The 25,938-nt window shown below is 60.6% G+C and carries 22 protein-coding genes, 1 tRNA gene and 1 pseudogene; 11 read left to right on the top strand and 13 right to left on the bottom strand.

All coding sequences use genetic code 11. The annotated features are described in order from the left end of the window. Positions 1-32: 32 nt before the first annotated feature. Both CLV41_RS12210 and CLV41_RS12205 read right to left on the bottom strand, forming a co-directional pair. Positions 33-1,289: a vWA domain-containing protein gene (locus CLV41_RS12210; protein ID WP_103222628.1), complete on the bottom strand. Its 1,257-nt coding sequence runs from the start codon at positions 1,287-1,289 to the stop codon at positions 33-35. Positions 1,290-1,324: 35 nt separating this feature from the next. Continuing rightward, positions 1,325-2,263 carry an AAA family ATPase gene (locus CLV41_RS12205; RefSeq protein ID WP_103222626.1) on the bottom strand — a complete coding sequence of 313 codons (939 nt, stop codon included), beginning with the start codon at positions 2,261-2,263 and terminating at the stop codon, positions 1,325-1,327. A 429-nt stretch (positions 2,264-2,692) separates the two neighbouring features. Here CLV41_RS12205 and CLV41_RS12200 point away from each other — a divergent pair, with 429 nt between their 5' ends. Beyond that, entirely contained in the window at positions 2,693-3,040 is a 348-nt protein-coding gene (locus CLV41_RS12200; protein ID WP_235867118.1) for a cytochrome c, read from the top strand. Between the two features lie 137 nt (positions 3,041-3,177). Further along, on the top strand, positions 3,178-3,450 hold the full coding sequence (locus CLV41_RS12195) for an usg protein (RefSeq protein ID WP_103222624.1): 273 nt from the start codon (positions 3,178-3,180) through the stop codon (positions 3,448-3,450). Positions 3,451-3,458: 8 nt separating this feature from the next. Here CLV41_RS12195 and CLV41_RS12190 read toward each other — a convergent pair whose 3' ends face one another. Further along, entirely contained in the window at positions 3,459-4,262 is an 804-nt protein-coding gene (locus CLV41_RS12190; protein ID WP_103222622.1) for a tRNA1(Val) (adenine(37)-N6)-methyltransferase, read from the bottom strand. A 4-nt stretch (positions 4,263-4,266) separates the two neighbouring features. Then, entirely contained in the window at positions 4,267-4,503 is a 237-nt protein-coding gene (locus tag CLV41_RS12185) for a putative signal transducing protein (RefSeq protein WP_103222620.1), read from the bottom strand. A gap of 176 nt (positions 4,504-4,679) precedes the next feature. Between CLV41_RS12185 and CLV41_RS12180 the strand changes: the two genes are divergently transcribed. Continuing rightward, on the top strand, positions 4,680-5,696 hold the full coding sequence (locus tag CLV41_RS12180) for a polyprenyl synthetase family protein (RefSeq protein ID WP_235867117.1): 1,017 nt from the start codon (positions 4,680-4,682) through the stop codon (positions 5,694-5,696). Between the two features lie 79 nt (positions 5,697-5,775). Here the strand turns inward: CLV41_RS12180 and CLV41_RS12175 are convergent, their stop codons facing one another. After that, positions 5,776-6,657, bottom strand: coding sequence for a 4-(cytidine 5'-diphospho)-2-C-methyl-D-erythritol kinase (locus CLV41_RS12175; RefSeq protein ID WP_170107174.1), 882 nt, complete (start codon positions 6,655-6,657; stop codon positions 5,776-5,778). 11 nt (positions 6,658-6,668) lie between these two features. Then, the gene (locus CLV41_RS12170) at positions 6,669-8,456 is read right to left on the bottom strand and encodes a tetratricopeptide repeat protein (RefSeq protein WP_103222618.1); all 1,788 of its coding nucleotides are present in this window, start codon (positions 8,454-8,456) and stop codon (positions 6,669-6,671) included. A gap of 269 nt (positions 8,457-8,725) precedes the next feature. On the opposite strand from CLV41_RS12170, the gene ppdK reads away from it, so the two are divergent. Together ppdK and meaB are read left to right on the top strand one after the other, a co-directional pair. After that, positions 8,726-11,395 carry a pyruvate, phosphate dikinase gene (ppdK, locus tag CLV41_RS12165; RefSeq protein ID WP_103222617.1) on the top strand — a complete coding sequence of 890 codons (2,670 nt, stop codon included), beginning with the start codon at positions 8,726-8,728 and terminating at the stop codon, positions 11,393-11,395. A 44-nt stretch (positions 11,396-11,439) separates the two neighbouring features. After that, positions 11,440-12,393, top strand: a complete 954-nt coding sequence (gene meaB, locus CLV41_RS12160; protein WP_103222615.1) for a methylmalonyl Co-A mutase-associated GTPase MeaB — start codon at positions 11,440-11,442, stop codon at positions 12,391-12,393. A 35-nt stretch (positions 12,394-12,428) separates the two neighbouring features. Here meaB and CLV41_RS12155 read toward each other — a convergent pair whose 3' ends face one another. The 3 genes from CLV41_RS12155 to map form a co-directional block, all read right to left on the bottom strand. Next, the gene (locus tag CLV41_RS12155; protein WP_103222613.1) at positions 12,429-14,714 is read right to left on the bottom strand and encodes a bifunctional diguanylate cyclase/phosphodiesterase; all 2,286 of its coding nucleotides are present in this window, start codon (positions 14,712-14,714) and stop codon (positions 12,429-12,431) included. Between the two features lie 203 nt (positions 14,715-14,917). Then, positions 14,918-15,595: a RadC family protein gene (gene radC, locus CLV41_RS12150; protein ID WP_103222611.1), complete on the bottom strand. Its 678-nt coding sequence runs from the start codon at positions 15,593-15,595 to the stop codon at positions 14,918-14,920. Positions 15,596-15,605: 10 nt separating this feature from the next. Next, positions 15,606-16,436 (bottom strand): type I methionyl aminopeptidase, encoded by an 831-nt coding sequence (map, locus tag CLV41_RS12145; RefSeq protein WP_103222608.1) that lies wholly within the window; start codon positions 16,434-16,436, stop codon positions 15,606-15,608. Between the two features lie 355 nt (positions 16,437-16,791). Between map and CLV41_RS12140 the strand changes: the two genes are divergently transcribed. Together CLV41_RS12140 and CLV41_RS12135 are read left to right on the top strand one after the other, a co-directional pair. Next, positions 16,792-17,031: a ribbon-helix-helix domain-containing protein gene (locus CLV41_RS12140; RefSeq protein WP_103222606.1), complete on the top strand. Its 240-nt coding sequence runs from the start codon at positions 16,792-16,794 to the stop codon at positions 17,029-17,031. After that, a complete protein-coding gene (locus CLV41_RS12135; RefSeq protein ID WP_170107173.1) occupies positions 17,015-17,299 on the top strand; it encodes a type II toxin-antitoxin system RelE/ParE family toxin in 285 nt (94 codons plus the stop codon). The genes CLV41_RS12140 and CLV41_RS12135 overlap by 17 nt, the downstream gene beginning before the upstream one ends. Positions 17,300-17,389: 90 nt before the next feature. Here CLV41_RS12135 and CLV41_RS12130 read toward each other — a convergent pair. Continuing rightward, positions 17,390-17,475, bottom strand: a tRNA-Leu gene (locus CLV41_RS12130). A gap of 302 nt (positions 17,476-17,777) precedes the next feature. On the opposite strand from CLV41_RS12130, the gene CLV41_RS12125 reads away from it, so the two are divergent. Further along, positions 17,778-19,349 carry an alpha/beta hydrolase gene (locus CLV41_RS12125; RefSeq protein ID WP_103222604.1) on the top strand — a complete coding sequence of 524 codons (1,572 nt, stop codon included), beginning with the start codon at positions 17,778-17,780 and terminating at the stop codon, positions 19,347-19,349. 225 nt (positions 19,350-19,574) lie between these two features. Here the strand turns inward: CLV41_RS12125 and CLV41_RS28390 are convergent. Together CLV41_RS28390 and CLV41_RS12115 are read right to left on the bottom strand one after the other, a co-directional pair. After that, a pseudogene (locus CLV41_RS28390) lies at positions 19,575-19,685 on the bottom strand (BA14K family protein); the annotation flags it as partial. Positions 19,686-20,121: 436 nt separating this feature from the next. Continuing rightward, a complete protein-coding gene (locus CLV41_RS12115; protein WP_103222600.1) occupies positions 20,122-20,823 on the bottom strand; it encodes a Crp/Fnr family transcriptional regulator in 702 nt (233 codons plus the stop codon). Between the two features lie 656 nt (positions 20,824-21,479). On the opposite strand from CLV41_RS12115, the gene CLV41_RS12110 reads away from it, so the two are divergent. Both CLV41_RS12110 and CLV41_RS12105 read left to right on the top strand, forming a co-directional pair. Continuing rightward, positions 21,480-21,998 (top strand): FecR family protein, encoded by a 519-nt coding sequence (locus CLV41_RS12110; RefSeq protein WP_103222599.1) that lies wholly within the window; start codon positions 21,480-21,482, stop codon positions 21,996-21,998. Beyond that, positions 21,995-23,881: a CHASE2 domain-containing protein gene (locus tag CLV41_RS12105; protein WP_103222597.1), complete on the top strand. Its 1,887-nt coding sequence runs from the start codon at positions 21,995-21,997 to the stop codon at positions 23,879-23,881. The genes CLV41_RS12110 and CLV41_RS12105 overlap by 4 nt, the downstream gene beginning before the upstream one ends. A gap of 259 nt (positions 23,882-24,140) precedes the next feature. Here the strand turns inward: CLV41_RS12105 and CLV41_RS12100 are convergent, their stop codons facing one another. After that, positions 24,141-24,389, bottom strand: coding sequence for a DUF1127 domain-containing protein (locus CLV41_RS12100; RefSeq protein WP_170107172.1), 249 nt, complete (start codon positions 24,387-24,389; stop codon positions 24,141-24,143). A gap of 550 nt (positions 24,390-24,939) precedes the next feature. Here CLV41_RS12100 and CLV41_RS12095 point away from each other — a divergent pair. Next, positions 24,940-25,929 carry an HlyD family secretion protein gene (locus tag CLV41_RS12095; RefSeq protein ID WP_103222593.1) on the top strand — a complete coding sequence of 330 codons (990 nt, stop codon included), beginning with the start codon at positions 24,940-24,942 and terminating at the stop codon, positions 25,927-25,929. Positions 25,930-25,938 lie beyond the last annotated feature (9 nt).

Here is a 25,938-nt window from a genome sequence, read left to right as displayed (position 1 = left end):
TAACAAATTGTAATAAATGATTTTTTCTGCTTTCACGTGGAAGCAGGTCGATCCTGCGCCGACACAGTGGGGTGAAGCCAGTTTCGCGGATCCGCGGTTGCCGTGCGGCGCGAGCCGGACAAGGCCGTTACAAGGTCCGCAACCGCATCCAGCGAATGCACGGCGCGGAATTCGTCGACATGAGGCAGCATGGCGCGGATGCCCTTGGCCTTGGCTTCGAAACCCTCGAAGCGGAGCAGGGGATTGAGCCAGATCAGGCGGCGGCAGGAGCGGTGCAGACGGTCCATCTCCCGTTCCAGATCCTCGTCGGTATCGCGTTCAAGCCCGTCGGTAATCAGCAGCACGGTGGGCTGGCCCGATAGCACCCGGCGCGACCAGTGCCGGTTGAACTCGTGCAGGGCCGAGGCGATCCGCGTGCCCCCGGACCAGTCCTTCACGCCTTCGGAACAGGCTTCCAGGGACTCGTCCGGATCCTTCATTCTCAGTTGCCGGGTGACATTGGTAAGCCGCGTTCCGAACAGGAAAGTATGCACGTCGCGCCGTTCGGCGGTCAGCCCGTGGAGAAAATGGAGAAGCAGGCGCGAATACTGGCTCATGGAACCGGATATGTCGCAAAGCGCGATCAGGGGCGGGCGTTTCTCACCGGGTTTTCGGAACTTGAGGTCGATGATGCCCCCGCCGGCCTGCATGGATGCGCGCAGCGTCCGGCGCGGATCGACGCGTCCCCTTGTGGCCGCCTTGAGACGGCGGAGCCGGATCCTGTCCACCGGCAGGGCCATTTTGCGCAACGCGGATTTCGCCGCGGCAATCTCGTCGGCGGTCATCTGCGCGAAATCCTTCGCCTGCAGCAATTCCTTGCCGGACACGGTGAATTTGGCGTCCACCTCGATTTCCGGAACGGTTTCCTCCGCGATACGCTCCCGGTTGGCCTCAAAGGCCTGCGATACGCGCGTCTGGCCGGCCCGGGGTTTTTGCGGCGCGCCGCGGGGGGGCGCAACCGGCGACAGGATCGCCAGCATCTTCTCGACCAGGCCACGGCTCTGCCAATAGATCCGGAAAGCCTCGTCGAACAGCACCCGATGCTCGTGGCGGCGCACGAAGACCGCGTGCAGGGTCCAATAGAGGTCGTCTCTGTTTTCAATGCCGGAGACTTCCACGGCGGAGACCGCGTCGACGACTGAGGCGGGCCCGACGGGGACACCGGCCTTGCGCAGCGTTCGGGCGAAATAGACGATATTGTCCGTTATGCGCGAGCGAATTTCAGGCGAGGGCTGAATGGGAGCCTCCATGTCGGCGCGTAGCGGGGAGCGGGATAGTTGCCAATCTATACCGTCGGCATCGACTGCTGGTGAGGCGTTTCCTTGCGGATGTCATCGATCATCTGCCGCACCTTCGAGCCGCGTACGCGTTCTATGTCGTCCTGGTATTTCAACAGGACGCCAAGCGTGTCGGACGCCATGTCCGGGTCGAGAGCGATTTCATTCAGTTCGGAAAGCGCTGTTGCCCAATCGAGCGTTTCGGCGACACCGGGCTGCTTGAACAGATCCTCTTCAGCGCGCAGTTTTTGAACGAAGGCAACAACTTCACCCGCCAACCGCTGCGCGGCGCCTGGAACCTTGCGCCGGACGATCTCCAGTTCCCGCTCCGCATCCGGATAATCGACCCAGTGATAGAGGCAGCGGCGCTTCAAGGCGTCGTGAATTTCGCGGGTGCGGTTGGTGGTGATGATGACGATCGGAGGTTCGTCCGCCCGGATGGTTCCAAGTTCTGGAACGGTAACCTGATTGTCCGCGAGCACTTCCAGAAGAAAGGCTTCGAACGCCTCGTCGGCGCGGTCCAGTTCATCGATGAGAAAGACGGGAGCCCCTGAGAGGGATGGTTCCAGAGCCTGCAGGACGGGGCGCTTGATCAGGAAGCGCTCGTCGAAGATCGATTTGGAAAGCTCGGTATGGTCCATGTCGCCCGACGCCTCGGCGACGCGGATTTCCACCATTTGCGCCGCGTAATTCCACTCATAGACCGCGGAGGCGACGTCGAGGCCTTCATAACATTGAAGCCGGATGAGATCGCGGCCGAGGGTGGTGGCAAGCACCTTGGCGATTTCCGTCTTGCCCACACCGGCCTCACCTTCCAGAAAGAGCGGCCGCTTCATCTTCAACGCAAGATGCAGGACCGTCGCCAGGGACCGGTCCGCGACATAGCCCGCCCGGTCCATCAGTTCCAGAGTGCCCTCGATGGAATCGGGAAGCGGGGTCGGGCTCATGTGTCCTCCAGTGCGTCGGTGTTCTTCGAATTATATATAGTCAGATGCGCATCGAAGCCATGCCACAGTTCGGCCCAAAGCGTCATCCCCGTGTTCATCCTAGGGTGTGAACTCATAAATGAAAATGAAATGGTTTGAGTCGAATTGGTCTTCATCAAGGAGCGAAAGCGCAGGAAATGTGGTTCATTTTCGAGCCTTTCGCGACGCAGATGAGGACCAATTCGGTCAAATCCGAAGGACATGGAAATGGCCTCACCCCGTGTCGTCAGCGTGCTTGACCGGGCACAAAGCCCGCTCCGCGCACACTTCCTAACGGTGTTTCGCCATTTCCCATGCCATTTCGTCTTCATTTATAAGTTCACACCCTAATGTATTTCCCGTCCCGGACCCTCTATAAATCAGTGAGGGATTCAAGGAGAGGATACGTTCGTGTTGAAATGGGTACCGGTTCTGGGGCTTTTCGTCCTGTCCATGTCCTGCGGTCATGCCGCTGCTTCGGACGGTGGTTATCCGGCTGACGCCGCCAGTCTTGCTTCCGGACGGGAGCTGGCGGAGATCCACTGTGCGGTCTGTCACGCGGTGGGACCGGATGATGAGAGCGCGCAGACAGGAGCACCGGCGTTCCGCGACCTTTCCAGCCTCTATCCGCTGGAAAGCCTTGAGGAGCCGCTGGCCGAGGGCATCGTCACCGGTCATGACGGCATGCCCGAATTTGCTTTCGCTCCGGAAGACATCGACGCCTTTCTGGGGTATCTGGCTTCCATTCAATCCCAGTGATGCCGTGCAGGCCGTTTTGTTAGCAGCTTTATCCATCTGCTGCCAAAGTACTGGTTATAAACAGTATTTGATCGATAGCCGGGTCAGGTTATCCTGATTTCGTGACATTCTTTCTTTGCAACAGAGAAAGGACCGGCATGAAAACCAGCTCAGACTTTGAAAAGCGGCTTCTCGGCTATGGCCTGCTTACGGCCGAAATCCTCTATCGGATTCCCGACCATCCGAAACTGCTGCAGAGCTTTCTCTGGCAGACCGAGGATCTCGCCCCGAAATTTCCGGAATTGAACCGGTTCCTGAAATTCTGGGAAAGAGAAGTCGAGGGCAGCATTTACTCTGTGCGCATCGCGCATCAGAATCTCATCACTCCGATGGACTTCCGCTTTGCAGATGGCGAGATCGTGGTGCATTGAGAGGATCCTCATCTGCGAGGTGAAAGCCCGAGGCCTTCGCCGTCGCGCATGACGGTCTGGGCCTGGCTAGTGAAGTCGGATCCATCGCCTTCATGCAGGACAAAGCCCGGCAACAACCGCAAGGGGGCCCTGCTGGCGCGAATGGCGCGGATGAGGACCCGGGTCGCGGGAGCCTCAAGGCGCGGACGCAGGGGAATGACGTCGATCGCCCCGAAGCGGCCCTGCAGGACATTCAGCAGGTCCTGCAGACCGTCGGCGCGAAAAATAACGGTGAGGCTGCCGCTATCGCGGACGATGTCCGCTGCGGTTTTCGCCCAGGGCTCAAGGCCGCGTTCATCGAGCATGTGGGCGCCGGCGCGCGCTTCCTTGGGCGAGGCGCGGAACCTGTCGGCCTCATAATAGGGCGGGTTCATGATCGCATGGTCGGCCATCGAGGGCCTGAGGCCCGCGGCATGGCGCACAGTGCCCTTCGCGATTATGTCGGCTTCCAGCAGCGAGATCCGGTCCGCGAAGGCTGCGTTATCCGCATCCCGCAGTCCGCGTGCGGCGAGCGACAGCACGGTGGCATCCAGCTCGACAAGGGTGACGCTGATGCCCGGCAGACGGGCGGCGGCGCAAAATCCCGCTGTCCCGACACCGGCGCCCAGGTCGACCACATGTCCGCTCGTCATCTCCGGCAGCGCGGCCGCCAGGTAAACCGCGTCGAGTCCTGCCCGGTGCCGGCCCTGCCTGGGCTGATGCACATAGACCCGGCCGCCGAGAAAGGCATCGCGTGTCGTCTCTGTTTCGGTCTCGGCAAGGTGCGTGTTCATGATGTCAGGCCTGTCCGGTGTCCGGCCGCAGTTCGTCCCCCAAGCCCGCTTCGCGCACCAGCATGCGTGCTTTCAGGATCTGGTCGGAATGAACCAGGATCCGGCGCGGGATGATGCCGAGGGAGCCTTCCAGAATGCTCATATTGCCGTCCGCGACAAAATGTTTGATGCCGGCCTCCTCCAAAATCGATTCCAGAAACGAGATCATGACCGGATCGTTTGTTCTGACGAGTTCTTCCATTGGATTCCCGGTTTTAGCTGCATACCAAGATACGGTGCGAACAAGCACCATCCGGCACCGGTGTACAGCAAAACCCACCGAATGCGGCATTTCAACAGTTTGTCTGCGGATTGGCGTCTTGCCCCAGGCGCAATCGCACCATATTGTCCGCTCAAATATTCAGGGGAGTGCCGTGAGTGGCCTTTGTTGCGACCTATTCTGACAGCCAGCCGCGCCGTGCGAGCATTCAGTCTCTTGTGGAAATCGTTTCCCCGGGCATGGCCAGTGTCAACGAACTGATCCTCTCCAAGGCGGGGTCCAACGTCGACCTGATTCCGGAGATCGCCAAGCATCTGATCTCCTCCGGCGGCAAGCGTCTTCGCCCGATGCTGACGCTCGCCTGCGCGGACATGTTCGGCTATCAGGGCGACGGACATGTCACGCTGGCGGCCAGCGTCGAGTTCATGCATACGGCAACGCTGCTTCATGACGATGTCGTCGACGAAAGCGACATGCGCCGCGGCAAGCTGGCGGCGCGCAAGCTGTGGGGCAACCAGGCGAGCGTGCTGGTGGGCGATTACCTGCTCGGACAGGCGTTCAAGATGATGGTGGATGTCGGCTCGCTCGAAGCCTTGCGCATTCTGGCCTCCGCGTCCGCAATCATCGCCGAAGGCGAAGTGCTGCAACTCGGGGCCGCCAAGAACATTGCCACCAGCGAAGAGGATTATCTGCGCGTGATCGAGGCCAAGACGGCGGCCCTGTTCGCCGCCGCCGCCGAGGTCGGGCCGGTGATCGCCGGTCAGAAGGACGAGATGAAACAGGCCGCGCGCACCTATGGCATGGAACTCGGCTATGCCTTCCAGCTGGTCGACGACGCGCTGGACTATGGCGGCTCCTCCGCGGATCTCGGCAAGGATATCGGCGATGATTTCCGCGAAGGCAAGATCACACTGCCGGTCGTGCTGGCCATTGCCCGCTGCACGGACGGCGAGCGGACCTTCTGGAGCCGCTGTCTTGAAGGCGAAGAAATCGAGACTGGCGATCTGGACCAGGCCATCGAGCTGCTCAGGAAATACGATGCCCTTTCCGACACCGTGGAGCGTGCCCGCAATTACGGTGAAAAGGCGCTTCGGGCTCTCGACCCGCTTCCAAAAGGCTCTCACAACGACGCTCTGGCGGATGCCGTCGCCTTCTGCATCTCACGTGTGAGCTGATTGACGTAAGTTATTAATTTTCAAAATAAAAGAAGAATACGTTTTCGCTGTGACAAGCGGCATTCCTGTCGCAGCCGCGCTACGACAACGGCCCTGAGGCGATCCACCATTCGGGATGGTCCGCCCTGAGGCTGCGCTCGATATCCGGGGCGTGTTCGGGTTCACACAGACCGAAACAGGTTGCTCCGGAGCCGGACATGCGGGCCAGATCGATCCGGCTGTCCGCCTTAAGCACCGACAGTACATCGCCGATCCGGCCGCAAAGCTGAATGGCCGCATCCTGCATGTCGTTCCGGCAGCTCGCCAGATAGCCGGTCAGTTGGCTCAGCGTGTCGAAGCTTTCCGGAACCAGAGGCAGTGCAGGGTTGTCGCGCCGCGTCATGGACCTGAACACTTCAGGGGTGGAGACACCGGCCTTCGGGTTGACGAGAACAATGCCGCAGGCCGGCAGGTCCGGTCCGGTTGCCAGCTCATCGCCGATACCGCGCATGATCTGGGGTTCGGGAATGAGGCACACTGGAACGTCGGCGCCGAGCGACAGCGCAAGGGCGTGAAGTTCCTCCTCGGGCAGATAGGTTCCGGTGAAGTCCTCAAGAAGACGCAGTGTCGTGGCCGCGTCGCTGGAGCCGCCGCCGATCCCCGAAGAGACGGGCAGGCGTTTGGTGAGCGTGAGTCGAATGTCGGGGCAGGGAAGCCCCGCCCTTTCCGCGAAAGACCGGACGGCCTTCAGGATGAGGTTGGCCTCGGCGGGTCCCTCGATATCGCGCGCGAAGGGGCCTTCCAGAACGAGTTCCAGCTTTTCCGAAGACTCCAGCGCGATGCGGTCACCGATCTGCGGGAAAACCACAAGCGACTCCAGCAGATGGTAGCCATCGGAGCGTTGCCCGGTAACGTGCAGGGCCAGGTTGACCTTGGCACGGGCAAGTTCCACCCGTGGAGAGGGAGGGTGGGAAGGGGCCATGGCGGTCGCGGTCAGCCGCCGTTCTTGTCGTTTTCCGCCTTGGCGGCGTCCGTCACCGGCGTATCCGGCATGCCGTTCGCGATCTTGTCCAGGATCTTGGGCAGATCCTTGTCGTCCGGTCCGAGGTCCCGCGCATGGTTCCACTGGAACCGGGCCTCGTTGCGGCGGTCGACCATCCAGTAGGCATCGCCCAGATGGTCGTTGATGACCGGGTCGGCGGGGCGCAGTTCAATTGCCCGCTCAAGCTCCTTGACCGCTTCCTCGTAGCGTCCGAGGCGGTAATAGACCCAGCCCAGACTGTCGACGATGTAACCGTCCGAAGGCCGCAACTGGACAGCGGTCTTGATCATGTTGAGCGCTTCGTCGAGCTTCAGGCCCTGATCGACCAGCGAATAGCCGAGATAGTTGAGGACCAGCGGCTGGTTGTCGTTGAGCTCGAGCGCCTTGCGGAAATCGGCTTCCGCGAGGTCCCACTTGTCCAGACGTTCACGGCTGATGCCGCGGAAATAAAGCAGCAGCCAGTGCTGCGGCCCCAGTTCGGAAATCGTGTCCAGGCCCCTGGTGTAGGTGGCTTCCGCGTCGTCATAGATCTCATGGGATCGCAGGATATTGCCGAGTGCGACGACCGCTTCGAGGTCGGAGGGATCCTGATCGATCAGTTTCTGCAGATGCGACCGGGACTCCTCCAGCTTGTCGAGGGAATTGTAGTTGAGCCCGACCTGGATCTCGGCTTCGCGTTTCAGGACACTGTCATCGGGCACTTTCGTCAGGGCGGCTATCGCCCGTTCGGGCTGTTCCATGCGTTCGAAAACGGCGCCGAGCGCGATGGCCGCGAATTCCGCGTTCGGGTCCAGGTAAAGCGACAGCTGCAGATAGGAGGTCGACAGTTCCTCGCCGCCGTCGCGGCCGATCACGGCACCCAGACCATAAAGGATCTCCGCCATGCCCTCGGCCGGTTCGGTGACCAGCGGCGGGATGACGGCACCACTTTCAAGGAGTGCTCTCGTCTGGTCGAGCTTGGGGTGACCGCGGAATTGCTGGTCATACTGGTTGAGGACGTCGAACGCCTCTTTCTGGCGGCCGTTGGCAGCCAGAATGCGGGCATAGGCATCCACGACGCGAATGGCGCCCTGGTCGATCTCGTAGGCGCCTTCAATCGTCTCAAGGGCGTCCTGGTTGCGTCCGGCGGCGAACAGGAGATGGGCCTTGTGAGTTGCCTTGAAGACCTCGAACCAGTCCGGTCCGCTGAGAGCGTCGATCATCTCGACTGCTGCGTCGGTCTGTCCAGCGCCGTAAAGCGCCCATGCGCGGGAAATGCCGACGGACAACTGGGCGAGGGGGCCGTTTCTGCTTTTCGCCAGCGCAGCTTCCGCTTCCACGTAGCTGCCTTCAACCATGCGCTGCGCGCCAACGGCGATCTGGGCCAGGAAGTTCTCCAGTCCGCCTTTTTCCATTTCATCGGCATAGACGACCGCCTGCTCGACGTCGCCATTGGCCAGCTTCAGAAGAAACGTGCGTTCCAGAAGCATGGAGTTGGATGGATCGGCGGCCAGGGATTCTTCATAAAAGGCGGCAGCCTGAGCGTAATCTTTCTCGAAACCGGCAAGGCGTCCGGACAAATAGCTTCCGGACAGGGTGAACGGCAGGTCGGTGGGGGTGCCGAAGGTGTCGGCCCGGGCATTCGTTTCAGCGCCGGCCGCGGCGGGAAGAAGGGCGATTGCGCTCACCAGCGCAAGGAGCTTCAGTTTGAAAGGCCTGCGGTCCATCCTGGCAACGGCGCCGGTCACTTGTGTCATCATTCCTCGCACTTCCGTTTACTAAGCCGGTTCGATTGTTGCTTATTGCCTTTGACAATGGCGTCTTTAAGGCTGACCGGCAAGGCAGCCGGGATAACTTTCTGAGGGTTTAAATCCTTTCAATTTTGCCAATCGTCATAATTCTCGGAGCTTGGAGTGCGAGGAAGCGGATTTCGGCCTAAAAGGGCTTGATGACGGTGATTTGCCGTAGCAGGTATGTGCCCTGCAACAGGAGGCGCGGACGTTCCCTGCGCAATGCTAGGAGAGTTGATATGGGCAAGTGGGTCTACAGTTTCGGCAACGGGTCTGCGGAAGGCGCCGCGCAAATGCGCAACCTTCTCGGTGGAAAAGGCGCCAATCTTGCTGAAATGAGCAGCCTCGGCCTGCCTGTTCCACCGGGGTTCACGATTACCACCGAAGTCTGCACCTGGTTTTACGATCACGACAATTCCTATCCGGAGACGCTTGCCGCCGAAGTTGTGGAAGCGCTGGACAGGATCGGCGCGGCGACCGGCCGGACGTTCGGCGGCCTTGAGCGGCCGCTCCTGGTTTCGGTCCGCTCCGGTGCCCGCGTCTCCATGCCCGGCATGATGGATACCGTGCTCAACCTCGGACTGAATGACCGGACCGTTGAAGCCCTTGCCCTGGAAGCGGGCGACCGCCGCTTCGCCTACGACAGCTACCGCCGCTTCATCCAGATGTATTCCGATGTGGTGCTGGGGGTCGATCATCACGAATTCGAGGAAATCCTGGAGGACTACAAGGAATGCAACGAGCTGACGCTGGATACCGAAATCGACGCCGATGCCTGGCTGGGTCTCATCGAAAAGTTCAAGGCGCTGGTGGAAGAGGAACTGGAAAGACCGTTTCCGCAGGACCCGCAGGAGCAGCTGTGGGGCGCGCTCGGGGCGGTTTTCGGATCCTGGATGACACCGCGCGCGGTTACCTATCGGCGGCTGCACGATATTCCCGGGACCTGGGGAACCGCGGTCAACGTCCAGGCGATGGTGTTTGGCAATATGGGCCAGAATTCCGCCACCGGCGTTGCCTTCACGCGCAATCCGTCCACCGGAGAAAACGCGCTTTACGGCGAATTTCTGGTCAATGCCCAGGGCGAGGATGTTGTCGCCGGGATCCGTACTCCGCAGGACATCACCGAAAAGGCGCGGCTGGAAGCCGGTTCGACCAGTCCCTCGCTCGAAGCGCTGATGCCCGAAGCCTTCGCCGAGTTCAAGTCCTACTGCGCCAGGCTGGAAGCCCACTACACGGACATGCAGGATCTGGAATTCACCATCGAGGACGGCAAGCTCTGGATGTTGCAGACCCGCGCCGGCAAGCGGACGGCAAAGGCCGCGCTTCGGATCGCAGTCGATATGGTCTCCGAAGGTCTGCTTGGTGAAGAAGAGGCGATCGGTCGGGTCGAACCGGGCGCGCTGGATCAGCTTCTGCATCCCACCATCGATCCAAAGGCGGAACGCGACGTGCTGACGACCGGCCTGCCCGCATCGCCGGGAGCGGCCTCCGGAGCCATCGTCTTTACGTCCGCGGCCGCGGAAGAAGCCAAGGCCGAGGGCAGGAAAGTCATTCTGGTGCGGGTGGAGACAAGCCCGGAAGACATTCACGGCATGCATGCCGCCGAGGGCATCCTGACCTGCCGGGGGGGCATGACCAGCCATGCGGCCGTGGTCGCCCGGGGCATGGGAAAGCCTTGTGTCGCCGGCGCAGGAATGCTGCGCATCGATTACCGGAACGGCGTCATCAATGCGGCCGGACGCCAGCTTAAAGAGGGCGATATCATCACCATCGACGGGGCGAACGGCCAGGTCCTCTCCGGAGAAGTGACCATGCTCCAGCCAAAGCTTTCGGGAGATTTCGGTACGCTGATGGGCTGGGCGGACAAGGTCCGGCGGATGAAGGTGCGCGCCAATGCCGAGACACCTCAGGACGCCAAGGTCGCGCGCGACTTCGGAGCCGAAGGGATCGGCCTGTGCCGGACGGAGCATATGTTCTTCGAGGGGGAACGCACCGTTGTCGTGCGCGAGATGATCCTCGCCGAGACGGAGGAGGGACGGCGCGCGGCTCTTGCCAAACTGCTGCCGATGCAACGGCAGGATTTCGTCGAACTCTTCAAGATCATGCATGGCTTGCCGGTGACCATCCGCCTGCTCGATCCGCCGCTGCATGAGTTCCTGCCGAAAACGGACCATGAGCTTGCCGAAGTCGCCGCGGCGATGGGAGCCGATCCCGAACTGCTGCGGGACCGGGCCCTTGCCCTGGAGGAATTCAACCCGATGCTTGGCCATCGCGGATGCCGTCTGCTGGTCTCCTACCCGGAGATCGCCGAGATGCAGGCCAGGGCGATCTTCGAGGCCGCGGTGGAAGCCGCCAAGGTGACCGGCGCACCGGTCGTTCCGGAAATCATGGTGCCGCTGGTCGGCCTGAAGAAGGAGCTGGACCTGGTCCGGCAAAGCATCGAAGCGATGGCCGTTGCCGTAAGGAAGGAGACCGGGGCCGAGCTGACCTATCAGATCGGCACAATGGTCGAATTGCCGCGCGCTGCGCTCAAGGCTGCTGAAATCGCGCAATCCGCGGAATTCTTCTCTTTCGGAACCAACGATCTTACCCAGACCACCTTCGGCATCTCGCGCGACGATGCCGCCTCGTTCCTCGGCACCTATCAAAAGAAGGGCATCCTGGAACAGGACCCTTTCGTGTCCCTCGATCAGGAAGGGGTCGGCGAGCTTATCCGCATCGGTGTGGAACGCGGCCGCTCCACCCGGCCGGACATCAAGCTGGGGATCTGCGGTGAGCACGGCGGCGATCCCGCCTCGATCGGCTTTTGCGAAGAGGTGGGGCTCGACTATGTGTCCTGCTCGCCCTTTCGCGTACCGATTGCCCGGCTCGCCGCCGCGCAATCTGCCCTGAAGTCCAGGTCGGGCTGAACGATGCGGCGCGGGGACAAGGCGATCGTCGCCGGAATGACGGCATGAGCGGGCCATTCCCCTCGCTGGAAGACCTGCGTGCGGGGGGCAAACTGCTGCTCGCACGGGTGCTATCCAGGCTGGAAACACATGCCGGAGATGCCGAAACGGCTGCTTTCCTCGACCGCATCTGCATGAGCCCGCGCGCCGAGGTCGTCGGATTGACGGGCCCGCCCGGCGTCGGCAAATCGAGCCTGAGCGATGCCCTCATCAAGGCTTACAGGAGGGAGGGCAAGAAGGTCGGCGTCCTTGCCATCGACCCGTCCTCGGCCCTGACGGGAGGAGCTCTTCTTGGCGACCGCACCCGGCTGAAGACCGATCCGTCCGATGAAAACGTCTTCGTTCGCTCCATGGCGGCTCGTGATCGGCTGGGCGGGCTTTCCGACCACGCGGTTGCGGCCATCGCTGTCCTGAGAGCCGTCTGCGACCGCGTCATCGTGGAAACCGTCGGTACCGGCCAGTCGGAAGGCGATCTCAAGCAGGCGGTCGATACGGTCATCTTGTGCATTCAGCCCGGTTCCGGCGACAGCCTGCAATTCATGAAGGCCGGCATCATGGAATTGCCGGATGTGGTCGCCGTGACCAAGGCGGATATGGGAGTTCTGGCGCGCAGGGCGGCCTCCGATGTCAGCGGAGCGCTGTCACTCAGCGGAGGCGGATCGAGGTCCTGGCAGGTTCCGGTGTGCGAGGTTTCGGCGGCAACCGCGCAGGGCATTCAGGAGCTTGCCGCGCTCACCGACAGGCACCACGCCCATCTGGCGGAAAGCGGCACTCTCGACCTGCGGCGCCAGCATCAGCATGCCGCCTGGTTCCGCGACATGGTACGCACGGAATTCGGCCTGACGGGCCTTCGATTGGCCACGGAGGAACCGGCCGGTGTCTGGATGGACATGGCGAAGACCGCACCCTTCACGAGTTTTGCCTCTTTCGCCTCCGATTTCAGGCGCCGTCTAGGCTGACGATCCTCATCCGGTCAATCTTGCCGGGAGGAGCTTTAGAAATTCGCGCCGGCTTCGCGGGGCTGGTAGCTGAGATCTGTTCCAAAACCGCCGGTGCTGTCTCCGTTGAAGTCCGCCAGAAACGTTGCAAGGTCGGATTCGGAACGCGGTCTGGAGATGTAAAATCCCTGCATCCGGTGACAATCATGCGCCTGCAGGAAGCGGAGCTGTTCGAGCGTTTCGATACCTTCCGCGACGATTGTCATTCCCAGTGCCTTGCCGAGCTGGATGATCGACACCAGGATGGCCTCCGCTTCCGGATTGCCATTCATGCCGGACAGAAAATCGCGATCGATCTTGAGCGTATCGAAGGGAAAGCGGCGCAGATAGCTCAGGCTGGAATATCCGGAGCCGAAATCGTCGAGGGCCACCTTCACGCCGAGGTTCTTCAACCGGCGCAGCGCCTTGAGAACGGAATCGTTGCGCCCGGCGAACACGCTTTCGGTGACCTCGATCTCGAGGCGCTGCGGCGGCAGATTGTTCGCCGCAAGGATCGCCATGACCTTCTCCACGAAACGTGGATGCTTGAACTGGTTGGGGGAGACATTCACCGCGACGATCACGCCCGGCCAGTCATGCGCCTTGGCGCAGGCCTTGTTCAGCACCCAGATGCCGAGTTCGTTGATCAGGCCGGTCTCTTCGGCAACGGGAATGAACTGGGCCGGGGAGACAATAGTGCCGTCCGCCTTGGTCCAGCGGGCCAGTGCCTCGACCGAAACGATCCGCCGGCCGCCGGTGTCGGATTGCGGCTGATAAGCGAGATCCAGTTCGTCATTCTTCAGCGCCAGGCGGAGATCTCGGGACAGCCTGTCCCTGGACTGGACCTGGTGTTCCATGTTCGCTTCGAAGAAGGAGCGCCGGTTGCGGCCGTTGGCCTTGGCATCGTACAGGGCGATATCGGCCTTGCGCAGCAGCTCGTCGGGATCGTTTCCGTCCCTGGGCGCGACCGCCACGCCCATGGAAAGGCTGACAAACAGCTCCCGGCTGCCGATCATGACCGGGCGTCCGATCTCGTCCTGAACCTGGTCCAGGATATATTCCAGCCATTCGTCATCTTCACAGTTGCGGATCACCATGGCGAATTCGTCGCCGCTGATCCGCGAGACGATAGAGGCATCCGGAATGACCCGCTTCAAGCGTTGCGCGACCGCGACGATCACCTGGTCACCGGCGGAGTGGCCCAGCGTATCGTTGATGTCCTTGAAGTGGTCCAGGTCGATGTAGACCACGGCGGCCTTGGTATTTTTTCCGAAGCCTTTTTCAAGGATGCCTTTCAGAAGCGCATGGAACCTGGATCTGTTCGGAAGCCCTGAAAGAGCGTCATGGCGCGCCGCATGAACGGCCATTGCCTCGCTCCTTGCCAGCCGTTTCGTCATCAGCCGGGTGAAGACGATCACGGCGATCACCACAGCGGCGATCATGAAGGCGGCCAGCGCCAGGAACGGGGTGATCCGGTCGAGCATCTGGCTGCCGGGAAGATTGGTGTTCCAGCCCAGGACCCCTACGTTCCTGCCGCGCGGCGAGTGGAGCAGATACCGGCCGGCACCGTTCCGGCCTGTCTGTGAGCCTGCCAGGGCGAACCCGTCCAGACGGGACATTTCCGCGATATCGTCCAGTTTCTCCCCATCCAGCGGCACCAGGCTCACGAGTGTCGCCGGCGGACGGCGCGTTTTGGAAATGGACAGGATCTGCGGCACGACGGCTGACGCGGTGAACAGGTGAGGCCGGCCATTTATGCTTGTGACGCCGGTCTCGGCGATCGACCGGCGGGTTTCGCTGTATTCGGGGGCGAACCGGTAAAGGCCGGACGGAGTCTTCTTCATGGAAACGATGTAGCGGGCGCGCACCTTGGCGATGGCCGGCCGGAGGTCTTCAATCAGGTCCGGTGTCATCCACATCTTGGTGAGGTCATGCGCATAAACGTTCTGAACGGCGAATGCACGGTTGAACAGGATCGATTTGCTGAAGCCGTGGTTCTGGTACAGCCAGTGCGTCATGTTGTTGTAAATCCAGCTTGCATCCGGATCCGGCTGATTGACAACGTGATACGCTTCTTCCCAGATCACCACACCGGTCTGCTGCTTGACCAGGTAGTTCTGTGAGAGCTGCATGGCACCGGCAATGAGTGTGTGCTGCGACTGTTCGGCATTTCGATCGGAAAGACGGGCGGACCAGTGCATCACGCCGAAAATGCCGATTACGGAAATAAGCACAATGACGACCATCGGAACGATGATCGCACTTGCAATCTGCCCGCCTGAATTTTTTACCGAATAGTTCATCTGCCGCCCAATTGAATTTGGGCCAATATCGTCCACCCGGGTTAAGGAATGCCCCTAGGTTCATAGTAAAATTACAGTAAAGCGGAGTGAGAACATCTGCGGAAATTTCAAAGAAATCATTCAGTAATGGGTTTCCGCGATCTCCGGTGATCCGCGGTTCGGCGGGCTTCGCGCGTTGACCCGGTTCGAGTTTGCAATACGGGTCAGATCAGCCGCAGGCCGCGCAAGCTCACATTCTTTCTCAGGCCGACAATGATGTGGTCATGAACCTCGATGCCGAGCGGACTTGCTATGTCGATGATCTTCCGGGTCATCTGGATATCCGCACGCGAGGGAGTGGGATCGCCGGAGGGGTGATTATGAACCAGGATGAGGGCCGTTGCCGAATGGTCCAGCGCCCGCCGGATCACCTCGCGCGGATAGACCGGCGTATGATCGACCGTGCCGGTCTGCTGGACTTCATCGGCGATCAGGCCGTTTTTCTTGTCCAGGTAAATCACCCTGAATTGTTCCACGTCGGAATGTTCCATGGAGGCCTGCAGATAGTCGATGACCTTCTGCCAGCTGTCGAGTGGCCGGCGCTTGTCCAGCTCCGCGCGGTGGTAACGGGCGATGGAGGCATGGACCGCCTGCAGAGCGTCGATGCTGATGTCGGAAAGCCCGTCGATTTCCTTGAGGCGCGCTCTGGGTGCGGCAAGGGCGGCGGAAAAGGACCCGAAGCGCTTGAGAAGCGCCTTGGCGATCGGTTTGGTGTCCTGGCGGGGCAGGGCGGAGAACAGCAGGAATTCCAGGAGCTCGTAGTCGGCGAGGCTCTGCGCGCCGGTATTGCGGAACCTTTCCCGCAATCTCTGGCGATGCCCCTTGTGATCTTCGGCTCCCATGATCGGAGACCTAATCGTCCGGACGACCGGGCTTGTGAAGTCCCTTGGGCGAGGTCGTGAAGATCTGGCATCCGTCCGCCGTGATGCCGATGGAATGCTCGAACTGGGCCGACAGGGACCGGTCGCGCGTCACGGCCGTCCAGCCGTCGCTGAGAACCTTCACATGGGGACGCCCCAGATTGACCATCGGCTCGATGGTGAAGATCATTCCCGGCTTGAGTTCGACGCCTTCGCCCGGGCGTCCGTAATGAAGGATGTTCGGGGTGTCGTGAAACAGAAGCCCCAGTCCGTGGCCGCAGAAATCGCGGACCACCGAACAGCGCTCGGCTTCCACAAAGGTCTGGATCGCGGCGCCGATATCGCCGGTGGTGTTGCCGGGCCTGGCCGCCTCGATGCCGCGCATCAGCGATTCATAGGTCACGTCGATCAGGCGCTCGGCCGCGCGCTTGACCGTACCGACCGGATACATGCGGCTTGAATCGCCATGCCAGCCGTCCAGAATGAAGGTCACGTCGATATTGACGATATCGCCTTCGCGCAGAGCCTTGTTGTTGGGAATGCCATGGCAGACCACGTGATTGATCGAGGTGCAGGATGACTTGGTATAGCCGCGGTAGTTGAGCGTCGCCGGAATGGCGTTGTGGTCCATGCCGTACTGATAGACGAAATCGTCGATTTCCTCGGTGGTCGTCCCGGGTTTGACGATATCGGCGAGTTCATCGAGGCAGGCAGCCGTCAACTGGCCGGCGCGCATCATGCCCTCGAAATCCGCGGGGCCGTAGAGGCGGACCTGACCGGTGTTCTTCAGGGGAGCTTCTGCGGCGTCAATGTAACTGACCATCGTGTACTCGTGTCTTGCAGCTGGAACGCACCGGCCCGATCGAGGTTCGTCGTGCAGCCCGGCACCGTTGATTGTTCTTCTGTCTCACATGATCACATACAGTCACGGAGTGGCAATTTCCAGTTCCACTTGCGGTAAAGTGACGGGAATGGCTCTCTCCCGCTCCGCGAACCGGCACATGCGGCTTCCGGCGGGCTGATCAAATACGGAAAACAGCCGTTCAGTCCTTGCGATCTCGGATGTCCGCGGCTTTGCCATGGACAGATGTTCCGGGCGAGATCTATAAATTGCTCCGTGATGCGTAGCTGGTGTATAATTACACCAATATTTCTGTATGTCACATGGAGATCCGAAGATGACGAGACAGAGTATTTCCTTGACCCGTCCAAATGACGAATGGCTCAAAGCCCAGGTCGATAGCGAGGAATATACGAGCAAGAGCGAAGTTGTGAACGACCTTATCCGCAAAGCCCGTGAGGTCGAGGCCATACGCAAGAAGCTGATTGAAGCGGAGGAAAGCGGATTTTCAGAACGCTTGCCGGATCAGATACGCGCCGATGCCAAGGCAAGGCTCAAGAATGCCGCCAAAATATAAGCTCAAGACCAGCTTATCGGCGGAACGTGATCTGGCGACGATCTATGAGTATGGATTTGTGCAATGGGGTGAAGAACGCGCGGACCTTTATTATGACGCACTGATCGACCATTTACAGCAACTTCGCGACACGCCTTTTCTATATGCCGCCGTAGACGATATCCGTCCAGGTTATCGCCGCAGCAATTGCGGTGTTCACAGCATCTACTTCAAAGTGACAGACACCGCCGTCGAGGTAATGGCCGTAATTGGCCGGCAGGAATTCTGAGGCACTTGAGCCTGATGGCCCGGATCAGGCGGCAGAAGCACACCTTGCCCTTCAAGGCGTTGCCAGACCTTTACCTGGGAAAGGTCGAAATGGTGCGGGCGGCGGGACTCGAACCCGCACGGCCTAGGGCCTCCGGATTTTAAGTCCGGTATGTCTACCAATTCCATCACGCCCGCTTCGCTTCAGCTGAAATTTGGCCGAAGCGATCTAGGTGAATAGCGACACGGCTTTTGAAGCGCAACCCGCAAGACCGAATCCGGTCCTGCAGCCGATGAACTGTACACAAGTGCGACCTTCACGGGTCTGCCGGGCGGCAGGCTTTGATACGGACGGTCAGAGGTGGACGGCGGGTTTTTCCCTCGACTGAGTGGATGGGCAAGGGGAGACGTTCGTTATTCGTCTACCGTTGTTGTCAGCGTTGTCGAGATAGTGGTAATTATGCCTATCTTGCGTTGTTTTTTTCAGTCAGGAACCCCGGATGTCTCAGGACCTGGAGATCTCTCTCTTGGGCGAATTGCGGGTCATGTCTTCGGGTGAAGAGGTCTCCTTGCCCGCTTCCCGGAAAGCCCGGGCGTTGCTGGCCTTTCTCATCGCAACCGGGCGGCCGCACCGCAGGGAGCGTCTTTGCGAATTGTTCTGGGATATTCCCGACGATCCGAAGGCGGCATTGCGCTGGGCGCTCAGCAAGTTGCGCAAGACCGTCGATGGGCCGGACGAGGTCAGGATCGTTGCCGATCGCGAACGGGTGCAGTTCGTGCCCGGCGGCATCCAGATCGACATCACCGATATTCATGCAAGATTGCGCGACAGGGACAATCCGCCTGCGGTCGAGGACCTGGAACAGATGGCGCGCCGGCTGGAACAGGTGCTGCTCGACGGTCTGGATGGCGCCGGCGACGACACGTTCGACGCCTGGCTGACGGCGGAGCGGGAGGACGCCCGGACCGCGCAGGTGGAGGTGCTGAAAAGGCTCGCAACCCATCCGGACACCGGCTCGATCGCCGCCAGAAAGTGGATGCGGCTGTGGGCGGAAGCCGATCCCGACGGCGCGGACGCCCATCGGCAGTCGGCCGCCAGGATGAACGCTGAAAGGAGCGCCGGGGGAGCGGCAGGCGCGCGCGCGACGAGGCCGGATCAAGGTGCTTCCGAAACAAGAACGCAGGATGCCCAGAAGCGGGTCAAGGAAGCGCGGGCGCGGGCCCTGCGGGCGCAGCGCATCGGGTTCTGCGAGGTTGCCGACGGTACGAAGATCGCCTTTGCGAGTATCGGGTCCGGGCCTCCGGTGCTGAAAGCGGCGAACTGGCTGAACCATCTTGAATTCGACTGGTCCAGCCCGATCTGGGGCAGGAGTTTCGCCGAGATCGCCCGCCGCCGCACCTTCATCCGCTATGACGAGCGCGGCTGCGGTCTGTCCGACTGGGACGTGAAGGATCTGAGTTTCGATGCGTTTGTCGAGGATCTGGAGGCAGTAGCCGATACACTGGGCCTGGACCGCTTCCCGCTGATCGGCATCTCACAGGGATGCGCGGTTTCGATCGAATATGCCGTGCGGCATCCGCATCGTGTGTCCGGGCTGATCCTGATTGGTGGCTATGCGGCCGGTTGGCGGCATCTTGCCAGCCCGGAAGAACAAGCAAGGCGCGAAGCGGTGCTGACCCTGACCGAGCTTGGATGGGGAACCGACAATCCCGCCTACCGGCATATCTTCTCGCAGACCTTCATGCCCGAGGCGAGTGCGGAAACGCTGGCCTGGTTCGACGAATTCCAGCGGCTGACAACGTCGCCGCGAAATGCAGCCCGCTTTCAGGACGCCTTCGGCCATATCGATGTCCGCCACCGGCTGGCGGATGTGCGGGCACCGACCATCGTTCTGCATTCAAGGCATGATCAGCGGATCCCGCTGGACGAGGGCCGGGCGGTTGCCTCGGGCATCCCGGGCGCGCAATTCGTGCCGCTGGAAAGTCACAACCATATCCTGGTCGACCAGGAACCTGCATGGCAGGTCTGCCTGAATGCCATCAGCGCGTTCCTCGAGAAACACGAGATCTAGAACAGGCCGCGTTGAATTGAATTCAGGAAATTGCCCCAACGCATTTGCAGTGCCAACGCTGTCTCGGGGTCTTCCTGAACCCGTGAATCCGCTTGAACGTGACACGCTCCAGAGCAACGCAGTGCGCAAAAACAAACCCCCGGCTTCAGCCGGGGGTGTCGCCGGCATTCACCGGGTGGAGGTCTCGGGCAGGGGGAAGCCCAAGCAGTCAGCTATTCGGCAGAGTCAGCCCTTGAAGTAGGGAGAGCTGCACAGCCTGCGCTGGCCTTTGAATGGCTGGAAGGTGTTGTTCTGGGCGCGGTAGGATCTGTATCGGTCGGAACACCAGGCCACATGCTGCTGCCAGTTGTTGCCACGCTGAACCTTGTAGGTGTTGTGGCGGTACCAGTAATTGTTGTGGCGGAAACCGCGGTTCTTGTGGTGGTAGCCGTGGTTCTTGTGATGATACCCGTGGTTCTTGTGGTGGTAGCCGCCTTTGTGACCATGGCTTCCGGCGAATGCGGAGGTCGTGGACAGAGCCGCTGCCAGGCCGATGATCGCCAGGGTGGTGAGAATTGCTTTCTTGAACATCAGGATTTTGCCTTTGTGTTGGTCCCGGCGAAATCGTTTCCGCCGATAACCAATACTTAGGTTTGCCCCCCTGGCAGCACATGTGACGCGCAACACCACACGGTCGAGGCCCTGAAAATTCTGTCGGGAAATCCGTTGCCTGCCCCCTGAGGACCGGCGCGTTTTCCGTGTTCACACGATCCTGCCCGAGGTTCGGGCCTAACTACTCGCCTTCGGCAATCGCCTCCAGGCCCTTCCGGTCCAGCAGGATGAGCCAGCCCTCCTTCAGGTCCACCAGGTTCGATTTTTGCCATTTGCGCAGGCAACGGTTCACGTTTTCCCTTGTATTGCCTATCATGGAGGCCATTTCGGACTGGGACAGCGACAATTTCGTCAGGGGCTTTTCCTCGCTTCCGGGTGCGGCCACGGTTATGCGCAGCAGTAGCCGGGCGAGGCGCGCGGGCAACCCGAGGAATGCGATTTCCATCATCCGCTCGTCCGACCGCCTGACGCGCTTGCACAGCAGTTCGATGATGCGGATGGAAAATGCCGGATTGCGTTGCAGGACTTCCAGCAAGGCGCGTCTTTCGAGCACCACCAGCGTGCAATTGGTCAGTGCGCGCACATTCGCCGAGCGTTCGCCGCCATCCAGAAGGGCTATTTCTCCGAAGACATCCCCCGTTGTCAGCTCCGCCAGCGTGACATCGCGGGCGTTCGGCGTCGGCATGGCGACACGCACGGTGCCTTCGGCGATGGCCATCATGCTCTGGCCGGGCGTTCCCATGTCAAAGACCGTGTCACCGGCAGAATAGCGTTTGACATGGGCAAAGGCGGTGAGGTCCCGCCGGGACTGCTCATCAAGCGCTTCAAAGATAAAGCTTTTTCCCAACAGCTTTTCCTTGTTTACGGCCTCGTCTGCGGTCATCTGCTACACTTTCTTCACATTTTTCTCGCTGTACAACGCTGGCTACAACGTTACAGGTGTCTTAGGACCTACCCTTATAAAAGAGATTGAAGGGGCAGGAACGAGTTTGTTGCGATAAGATGCGCACAAGTGCCGGGAACCGTCTGTTTTCCGACGCTTTGCGACGCTGCAGCCGGATAAGCTCCTGTCTCACTCGAAGCGCGGCAAAAACGGTTTCGATTTGCTGCGGCAATGCTCCCGAGCCCGGGCAGGATATCCGCTTAGCGCATGTCCGGTCGGCTTCAGGCCACTTGCCGCGAAAATTCAGTCTGATTTGTGAGGTTTGGACCTAGGGTCTGTGGACAATAAGGATTTGGTCGAGGTTTGGATGCAAAACGCTCAGTTCAAGAAGCAAGGTCGCAGGAAGGGTGTTCCCTTTCAAGACATTGCGACGCCGAAATGGGCGTTTTGCGCCAAATCTCTTCGAGACGCGGCGGATTTCGGTCCCGACTGCGTCGGAAAGTCCTTGTGGTGGGGGCACCACTGCGGACTTTCCTCCTGTTCGGACACCGAAATCCGGCTCGCGCCGCGAGCCAAACCTAATTGTCTACAGACCCTAGCATTGCCAAAATTCACAGGACGAATAGACTTATTTCTAGAACCCTATTGAGAAAATCATGTCAACTATACGCATAAAAACATTTTTAACGGCAACCCTGTTTCTGGCTGCAGCCTGTACGCAAGGCGCGGCTCAGGACGTCAACGGTTGCGTCAAGGCGAATGTGCCCAATCCGCCCAGGATCGTCTACCAGTGCGCGAACGGACTTGTGTTCGAAGCGGAAGCAGCCGCCGAAATCGCGGTTGAAAATTCTCCGGGACAGGACCGCCCCGCGGCGGTCCAACTTACCGAGGATGCGGTGCTTATCGAGGTCGAGCCGGACAGCGGACCTTTTCAGATACTCACCCCTCATGCAATCGCCGCGGTTCGGGGCACGATCTTTGTCGTGGACGTAACACGGGAGATGACTTCCGTGTTCGTCGTTCGCGGAAAGGTCGCGGTGTCCCGGCCGGACGGCTCGGACCTCGTGACGCTGTCTGACGGTGAAGGTGTGGAAGTCACGGAAGACAATCCCCTGATCGCGAAACAATGGCCGCAGGAAAAAGCCGAAAGGCTGCTTGCCCGCTTCGCGCGATGAAATCGAGACTACCGATAAGGCTTGCGCTCGTCGCTCTCCTTGTCGGCTGTATCTGGACCGGGTGGCTCGTTCACACGCATCTTTCAGGCCGGGCAAGCGTGCTGGACCGGGCTGAAACGGTTCTGCTTGATTTGCGTATTCTGATCAACGGACCGCGCAAGGCTTCCGATGAAGTCGTCATTGTCGCGATTGACGATGAAACCGTGGCAGGCACAGGCAGCTATCCGGTCGGACAGGACGACCTGGCACGGCTGATCGACAAGATCAGGCAGGCCGGTGCACGGACGCTTGCAATCGACATTCTACTGACGGGAAACGCCCCGAATGGCGGGGACAAAAATCTTGCCGCCGCGCTGGGCACACTTCCGGCGGTTATCGCCGCAGCGGGGCAATTCGCGGACGAGCGCACCGGCGGATCCTATCTTCCCAAACCTGACAATGTGCTCAATCCGCTGCCTTCCTTGAGGAATGTGGCCGCCACGGGACTTGTCAACGTATCCACGGACGCGGGAGGCACGCCGCGTCATATCCCTCTTGTCTTCGCCACGAAAGACGGCCCGGTTCCCTCCTTCGTGCTCTCGGCGACGGGACGCTATCTCGGTCCGGATCCCACGCTCACACGAAATGCAGTCCGCCTGCGGGAAAGGCTCCAGCCTCTCGACTTCGCCTGGCACCTGCCGCTCAACTACTACGGACCGCGTGGGACGATCAGAACGGTGAGCGCGCAATCCGTCTACGACGGCAGCGTGGCGGCGGGCGCGCTCGAAGGCCGTCTGGTGTTGGTCGGGGCGACCGCAACCGGTGTGGGCGACCGGTTCAGCACACCGTTCGACCAGATCCTTCCGGGTGTCGAAGTTCTGGCAACCGGCGTCGCCAACCTCCTCGACGGTACGGCTCTCGTCAGGAACAGCACCGTCCGGCGCATCGACGCGATTGCGGCGGTTTCAATCGTGCTGATCTCCATGATCGCGGTGGTTCTGCTGCCGCTGGCGCAGGCGACAATCCTTTATCTTCTGCTCGTCTGCTTCTGGCTCGTCGTCATTACCTTCGCCTATGGGCAGGGGTACTGGTTTAACGGCGCGCTTCCGGTGGCGGCAAGCCTGCCGCCCCTTGTCATGATTGCGATTATCCGTGAGGTTTTCGACCGGCGTCAGACCCGCCGGTTCGCGGTTGCCAATGAAGCCCTCAGCCGATTTCAGGCACCGGGTCTGGCAAGGCGTATCGCGGAGGATCCTGGCTTCCTGCTTCGTCCGGTGGAGCAGGACGTCGCGATCCTGTTCATCGACCTCGCCGGTTACACGGGATTGACCGAACGGCTGGGACCTGCCGGCACGCGCGATGTCCTGAAAGCCTTTCACACGCTTGTCGTCAATGAAACCGCCAGGCATCACGGCGTGGTGCTGGACTTCATGGGCGACGGCGCCATGATTTGTTTCGGTATCCCCGATGCCCGGTCGCGGGACGCTTCCGATGCCTGTCTGTGTGCCTTCGATCTTGTGGCAGCGGTTCAGGACTGGATCGTTTCGTCCGACCTTGGCGAGGATATCAACGATGTCCGCATCGGCGGCCATTACGGCCCGGTGGTCCTGTCGCGTCTCGGTCATGAAACCCAGCAGCAGATCGCGGCGACCGGGGACTGCGTCAATGTCGCCAGCCGTCTGATGGAAACCGGCAAGGCCTTCCAGGCTTCGGTTGCCCTGTCCGCGACCCTGATTGCCGCGGCAGACCGGTGCACTCTGGTTCCGCCCCGGCTGGAGGCCGTCGCCATCCGCGGCAGGCGGCAGAACGTCCAGATCGCGCTCTGGACATCGCTTCAGGCCGGTGCGCTTCGGCCCGGTGTCCTCAACGGCCAGGATCAGGTTGCGGCGAGTGGCGAGGCTTAGGTGTAGATTCCAATAAGGTGGAATTCGGCCCGATTGCCAGGCGGTGCAGACCGTCCTCATTTAAAAGTCCGTGATCTAAAGGAAATGGACGGAGGAAAACCTCCGTCCACCCGTTCCGCCGCCGGGGCGACCGCGGTGGGACGCGGGATCCCGTTCGGCAGGACCTCTGCAATAGCCACTTCGGAACGATTCTGGCTCTTTGGGGCCGGGCTTTTTGGGGCTGGGCTTTTTGGGGCCGGGCTCTTTGGGGAATGTGCTGTTATCGGCGGTTCAGGCTGTGCTGCGATTGTCTGAGCCTCGCCGCCATGACATCCGAGCGCGAGAGCCCGATGTCATCGAGCAGGTAGTCCGGCAAATCCAGAAGCTCCCCGTAGACCTTCCGGTTCCGGGAGAACATCCTGAAATTGAGGATTTTCCGCCAGAGGGCGACCGGATTCCGGGTGTCGAATGCCGGTCCGTTTGGACGGCCAGGATATTTTCCTGCCGGTGGGGCGTAGTCAAAAACCATTTTTCCTTCCTTTCGAGGGCAATAATTCATTCAAGTTCATCAGTGAAAATCCGGTGCTCAGATCGCGCGGTGACGTCTTCGCCAAAACAGAAACGCGAAACGGTGCGTATCGGTGAGGGCGGTTTTGCAACGGACAGATCAAAGGGAGTTGCCTCCCGGTGGTTTCCCGGGAAGCCGCCCTGTCTCCTGCCGGCACTGCCGACACATGTTGGATCTCCTGCAGGGTCTCAGCGGTAAGGTTCCTCATCGCTGATCAGGTTGATTTAGTCGCTTTTCGTTCAGAAACGTGTGACGGGCGACACTGTGCGGGATTGCCGGAAGCGGCGGGCTCCTGAGGCTCGTTTCCGGAGAAATGCCTGGAGTCGACCGCATTGCGTGACCGGATTTGTACTTCGTTCCGGTTTTTCGTGTCGCCGCCGGGAGATTTGCGCTACCTCAACTCCATGGATGGATCGCCGCGCTATAGTTCGGCCGTCTTTATATTATTCATGCGTTTCACCACGGATTGCCGATGTCTTCCGGGGTCCTGCAAACCCAAGGCGATGCAACCATGTCTCTCAATTTCAAGGTTCTTTTTCCGGTTCTGCTCCTTCTGGCAGCCGTCGGAGGGGGCTCATACTGGTGGTATGTGAACCGGGACAGGCTGCCGGACGAGATTGCCTATGGGAACGGCCGGATCGAGGCTGAGACCGTGCAGATCGCCACTAAAAACGGCGGACGTGTGCTGGAGGTGCTGGTCGATGAGGGAGATCTTGTCGAAGAAGGCCAGCTTCTGGCCCGTATCGACACGGACGAACTTCAGTCCTCGCTCGCCGGAGCAAAAGCGAATGTCGCCGCGGCCAGGGATCTCGTGGCGTCGACAAGAGCCCTGGCCGCGCAGAGGGAAAGCGAGCTGAAATACGCTGCCCAGGCGTTGCAGCGGTCACAGACACTCGTGGCCAAGGGACACATCTCCCAGCAGGAGGCGGACCAGCGGCAGACCGCCAAGGAAACGGCGGAAGCAGCGCTGGCGGCGGCTCAGGCCCAGTTCAATAATGCCGGGAGCCTGGTGGAAGCCGCGCGTGCGGAGGTGAACCGGATCGGAACCCTCATTGAGGAAGCGGAGCTGAAGGCACCGATCGCCGGGCGGGTTCAGTACCGGCTGGCGGAGCCCGGGGAAGTGCTTTCGGTAGGAGGGCGGGTGATCACCCTGCTCGATCTTGCGCATGTCTACATGACCATCTTCCTGCCGACGACGGAAGTCGGCCTGGTTTACATCGGGGCGGAGGCGCGGATCGTTCTCGATGCGGCGCCCGGATATGTCATCCCGGCAAACGTCTCTTTCGTCGCCGCTGACGCCCAGTTCACGCCGCGCGAGGTCGAGACCCGGACCGAACGCGAGAAACTGATGTTCCGGATCAAGATCAGCATTCCGGCGGAATTGCTGAAGGAACACATCGAAAAGGTGCGCACCGGGCTTCCCGGAGTGGCCTATGTGATGATGGCGCCCGGGACGGCGTGGCCCGCGGATCTCGCGGTGCATCTGCCTTCCGTGAAGTAGGCGGTCGGT

The sequence above is a fragment of the Roseibium marinum genome (assembly GCF_002906165.1).
GTDB lineage: Bacteria > Pseudomonadota > Alphaproteobacteria > Rhizobiales > Stappiaceae > Roseibium > Roseibium marinum.
This window is presented reverse-complemented; position numbering and strand designations above follow the sequence as displayed.

Bases quoted from the DNA above. Each gene is read 5' to 3' on its own strand.
- CLV41_RS12195 (WP_103222624.1), top strand. From the start codon at position 3,178: ATGAAAACCAGCTCAGACTTTGAAAAGCGGCTTCTCGGCTATGGCCTG.
- CLV41_RS12095 (WP_103222593.1), top strand. From the start codon at position 24,940: ATGTCTCTCAATTTCAAGGTTCTTTTTCCGGTTCTGCTCCTTCTGGCA.
- CLV41_RS12170 (WP_103222618.1), bottom strand. From the start codon at position 8,456: ATGATGACACAAGTGACCGGCGCCGTTGCCAGGATGGACCGCAGGCCT.
- CLV41_RS12175 (WP_170107174.1), bottom strand. From the start codon at position 6,657: ATGGCCCCTTCCCACCCTCCCTCTCCACGGGTGGAACTTGCCCGTGCC.
- meaB (WP_103222615.1), top strand. From the start codon at position 11,440: ATGAGCGGGCCATTCCCCTCGCTGGAAGACCTGCGTGCGGGGGGCAAA.
- CLV41_RS12135 (WP_170107173.1), top strand. From the start codon at position 17,015: ATGCCGCCAAAATATAAGCTCAAGACCAGCTTATCGGCGGAACGTGAT.
- CLV41_RS12185 (WP_103222620.1), bottom strand. From the start codon at position 4,503: ATGGAAGAACTCGTCAGAACAAACGATCCGGTCATGATCTCGTTTCTG.
- CLV41_RS12105 (WP_103222597.1), top strand. From the start codon at position 21,995: ATGAAATCGAGACTACCGATAAGGCTTGCGCTCGTCGCTCTCCTTGTC.
- ppdK (WP_103222617.1), top strand. From the start codon at position 8,726: ATGGGCAAGTGGGTCTACAGTTTCGGCAACGGGTCTGCGGAAGGCGCC.
- CLV41_RS12100 (WP_170107172.1), bottom strand. From the start codon at position 24,389: ATGGTTTTTGACTACGCCCCACCGGCAGGAAAATATCCTGGCCGTCCA.
- CLV41_RS12115 (WP_103222600.1), bottom strand. From the start codon at position 20,823: ATGACCGCAGACGAGGCCGTAAACAAGGAAAAGCTGTTGGGAAAAAGC.
- CLV41_RS12210 (WP_103222628.1), bottom strand. From the start codon at position 1,289: ATGGAGGCTCCCATTCAGCCCTCGCCTGAAATTCGCTCGCGCATAACG.
- CLV41_RS12125 (WP_103222604.1), top strand. From the start codon at position 17,778: ATGTCTCAGGACCTGGAGATCTCTCTCTTGGGCGAATTGCGGGTCATG.
- radC (WP_103222611.1), bottom strand. From the start codon at position 15,595: ATGGGAGCCGAAGATCACAAGGGGCATCGCCAGAGATTGCGGGAAAGG.
- CLV41_RS12205 (WP_103222626.1), bottom strand. From the start codon at position 2,263: ATGAGCCCGACCCCGCTTCCCGATTCCATCGAGGGCACTCTGGAACTG.
- map (WP_103222608.1), bottom strand. From the start codon at position 16,436: ATGGTCAGTTACATTGACGCCGCAGAAGCTCCCCTGAAGAACACCGGT.
- CLV41_RS12190 (WP_103222622.1), bottom strand. From the start codon at position 4,262: ATGAACACGCACCTTGCCGAGACCGAAACAGAGACGACACGCGATGCC.
- CLV41_RS12110 (WP_103222599.1), top strand. From the start codon at position 21,480: ATGTCAACTATACGCATAAAAACATTTTTAACGGCAACCCTGTTTCTG.
- CLV41_RS12140 (WP_103222606.1), top strand. From the start codon at position 16,792: ATGACGAGACAGAGTATTTCCTTGACCCGTCCAAATGACGAATGGCTC.
- CLV41_RS12155 (WP_103222613.1), bottom strand. From the start codon at position 14,714: ATGAACTATTCGGTAAAAAATTCAGGCGGGCAGATTGCAAGTGCGATC.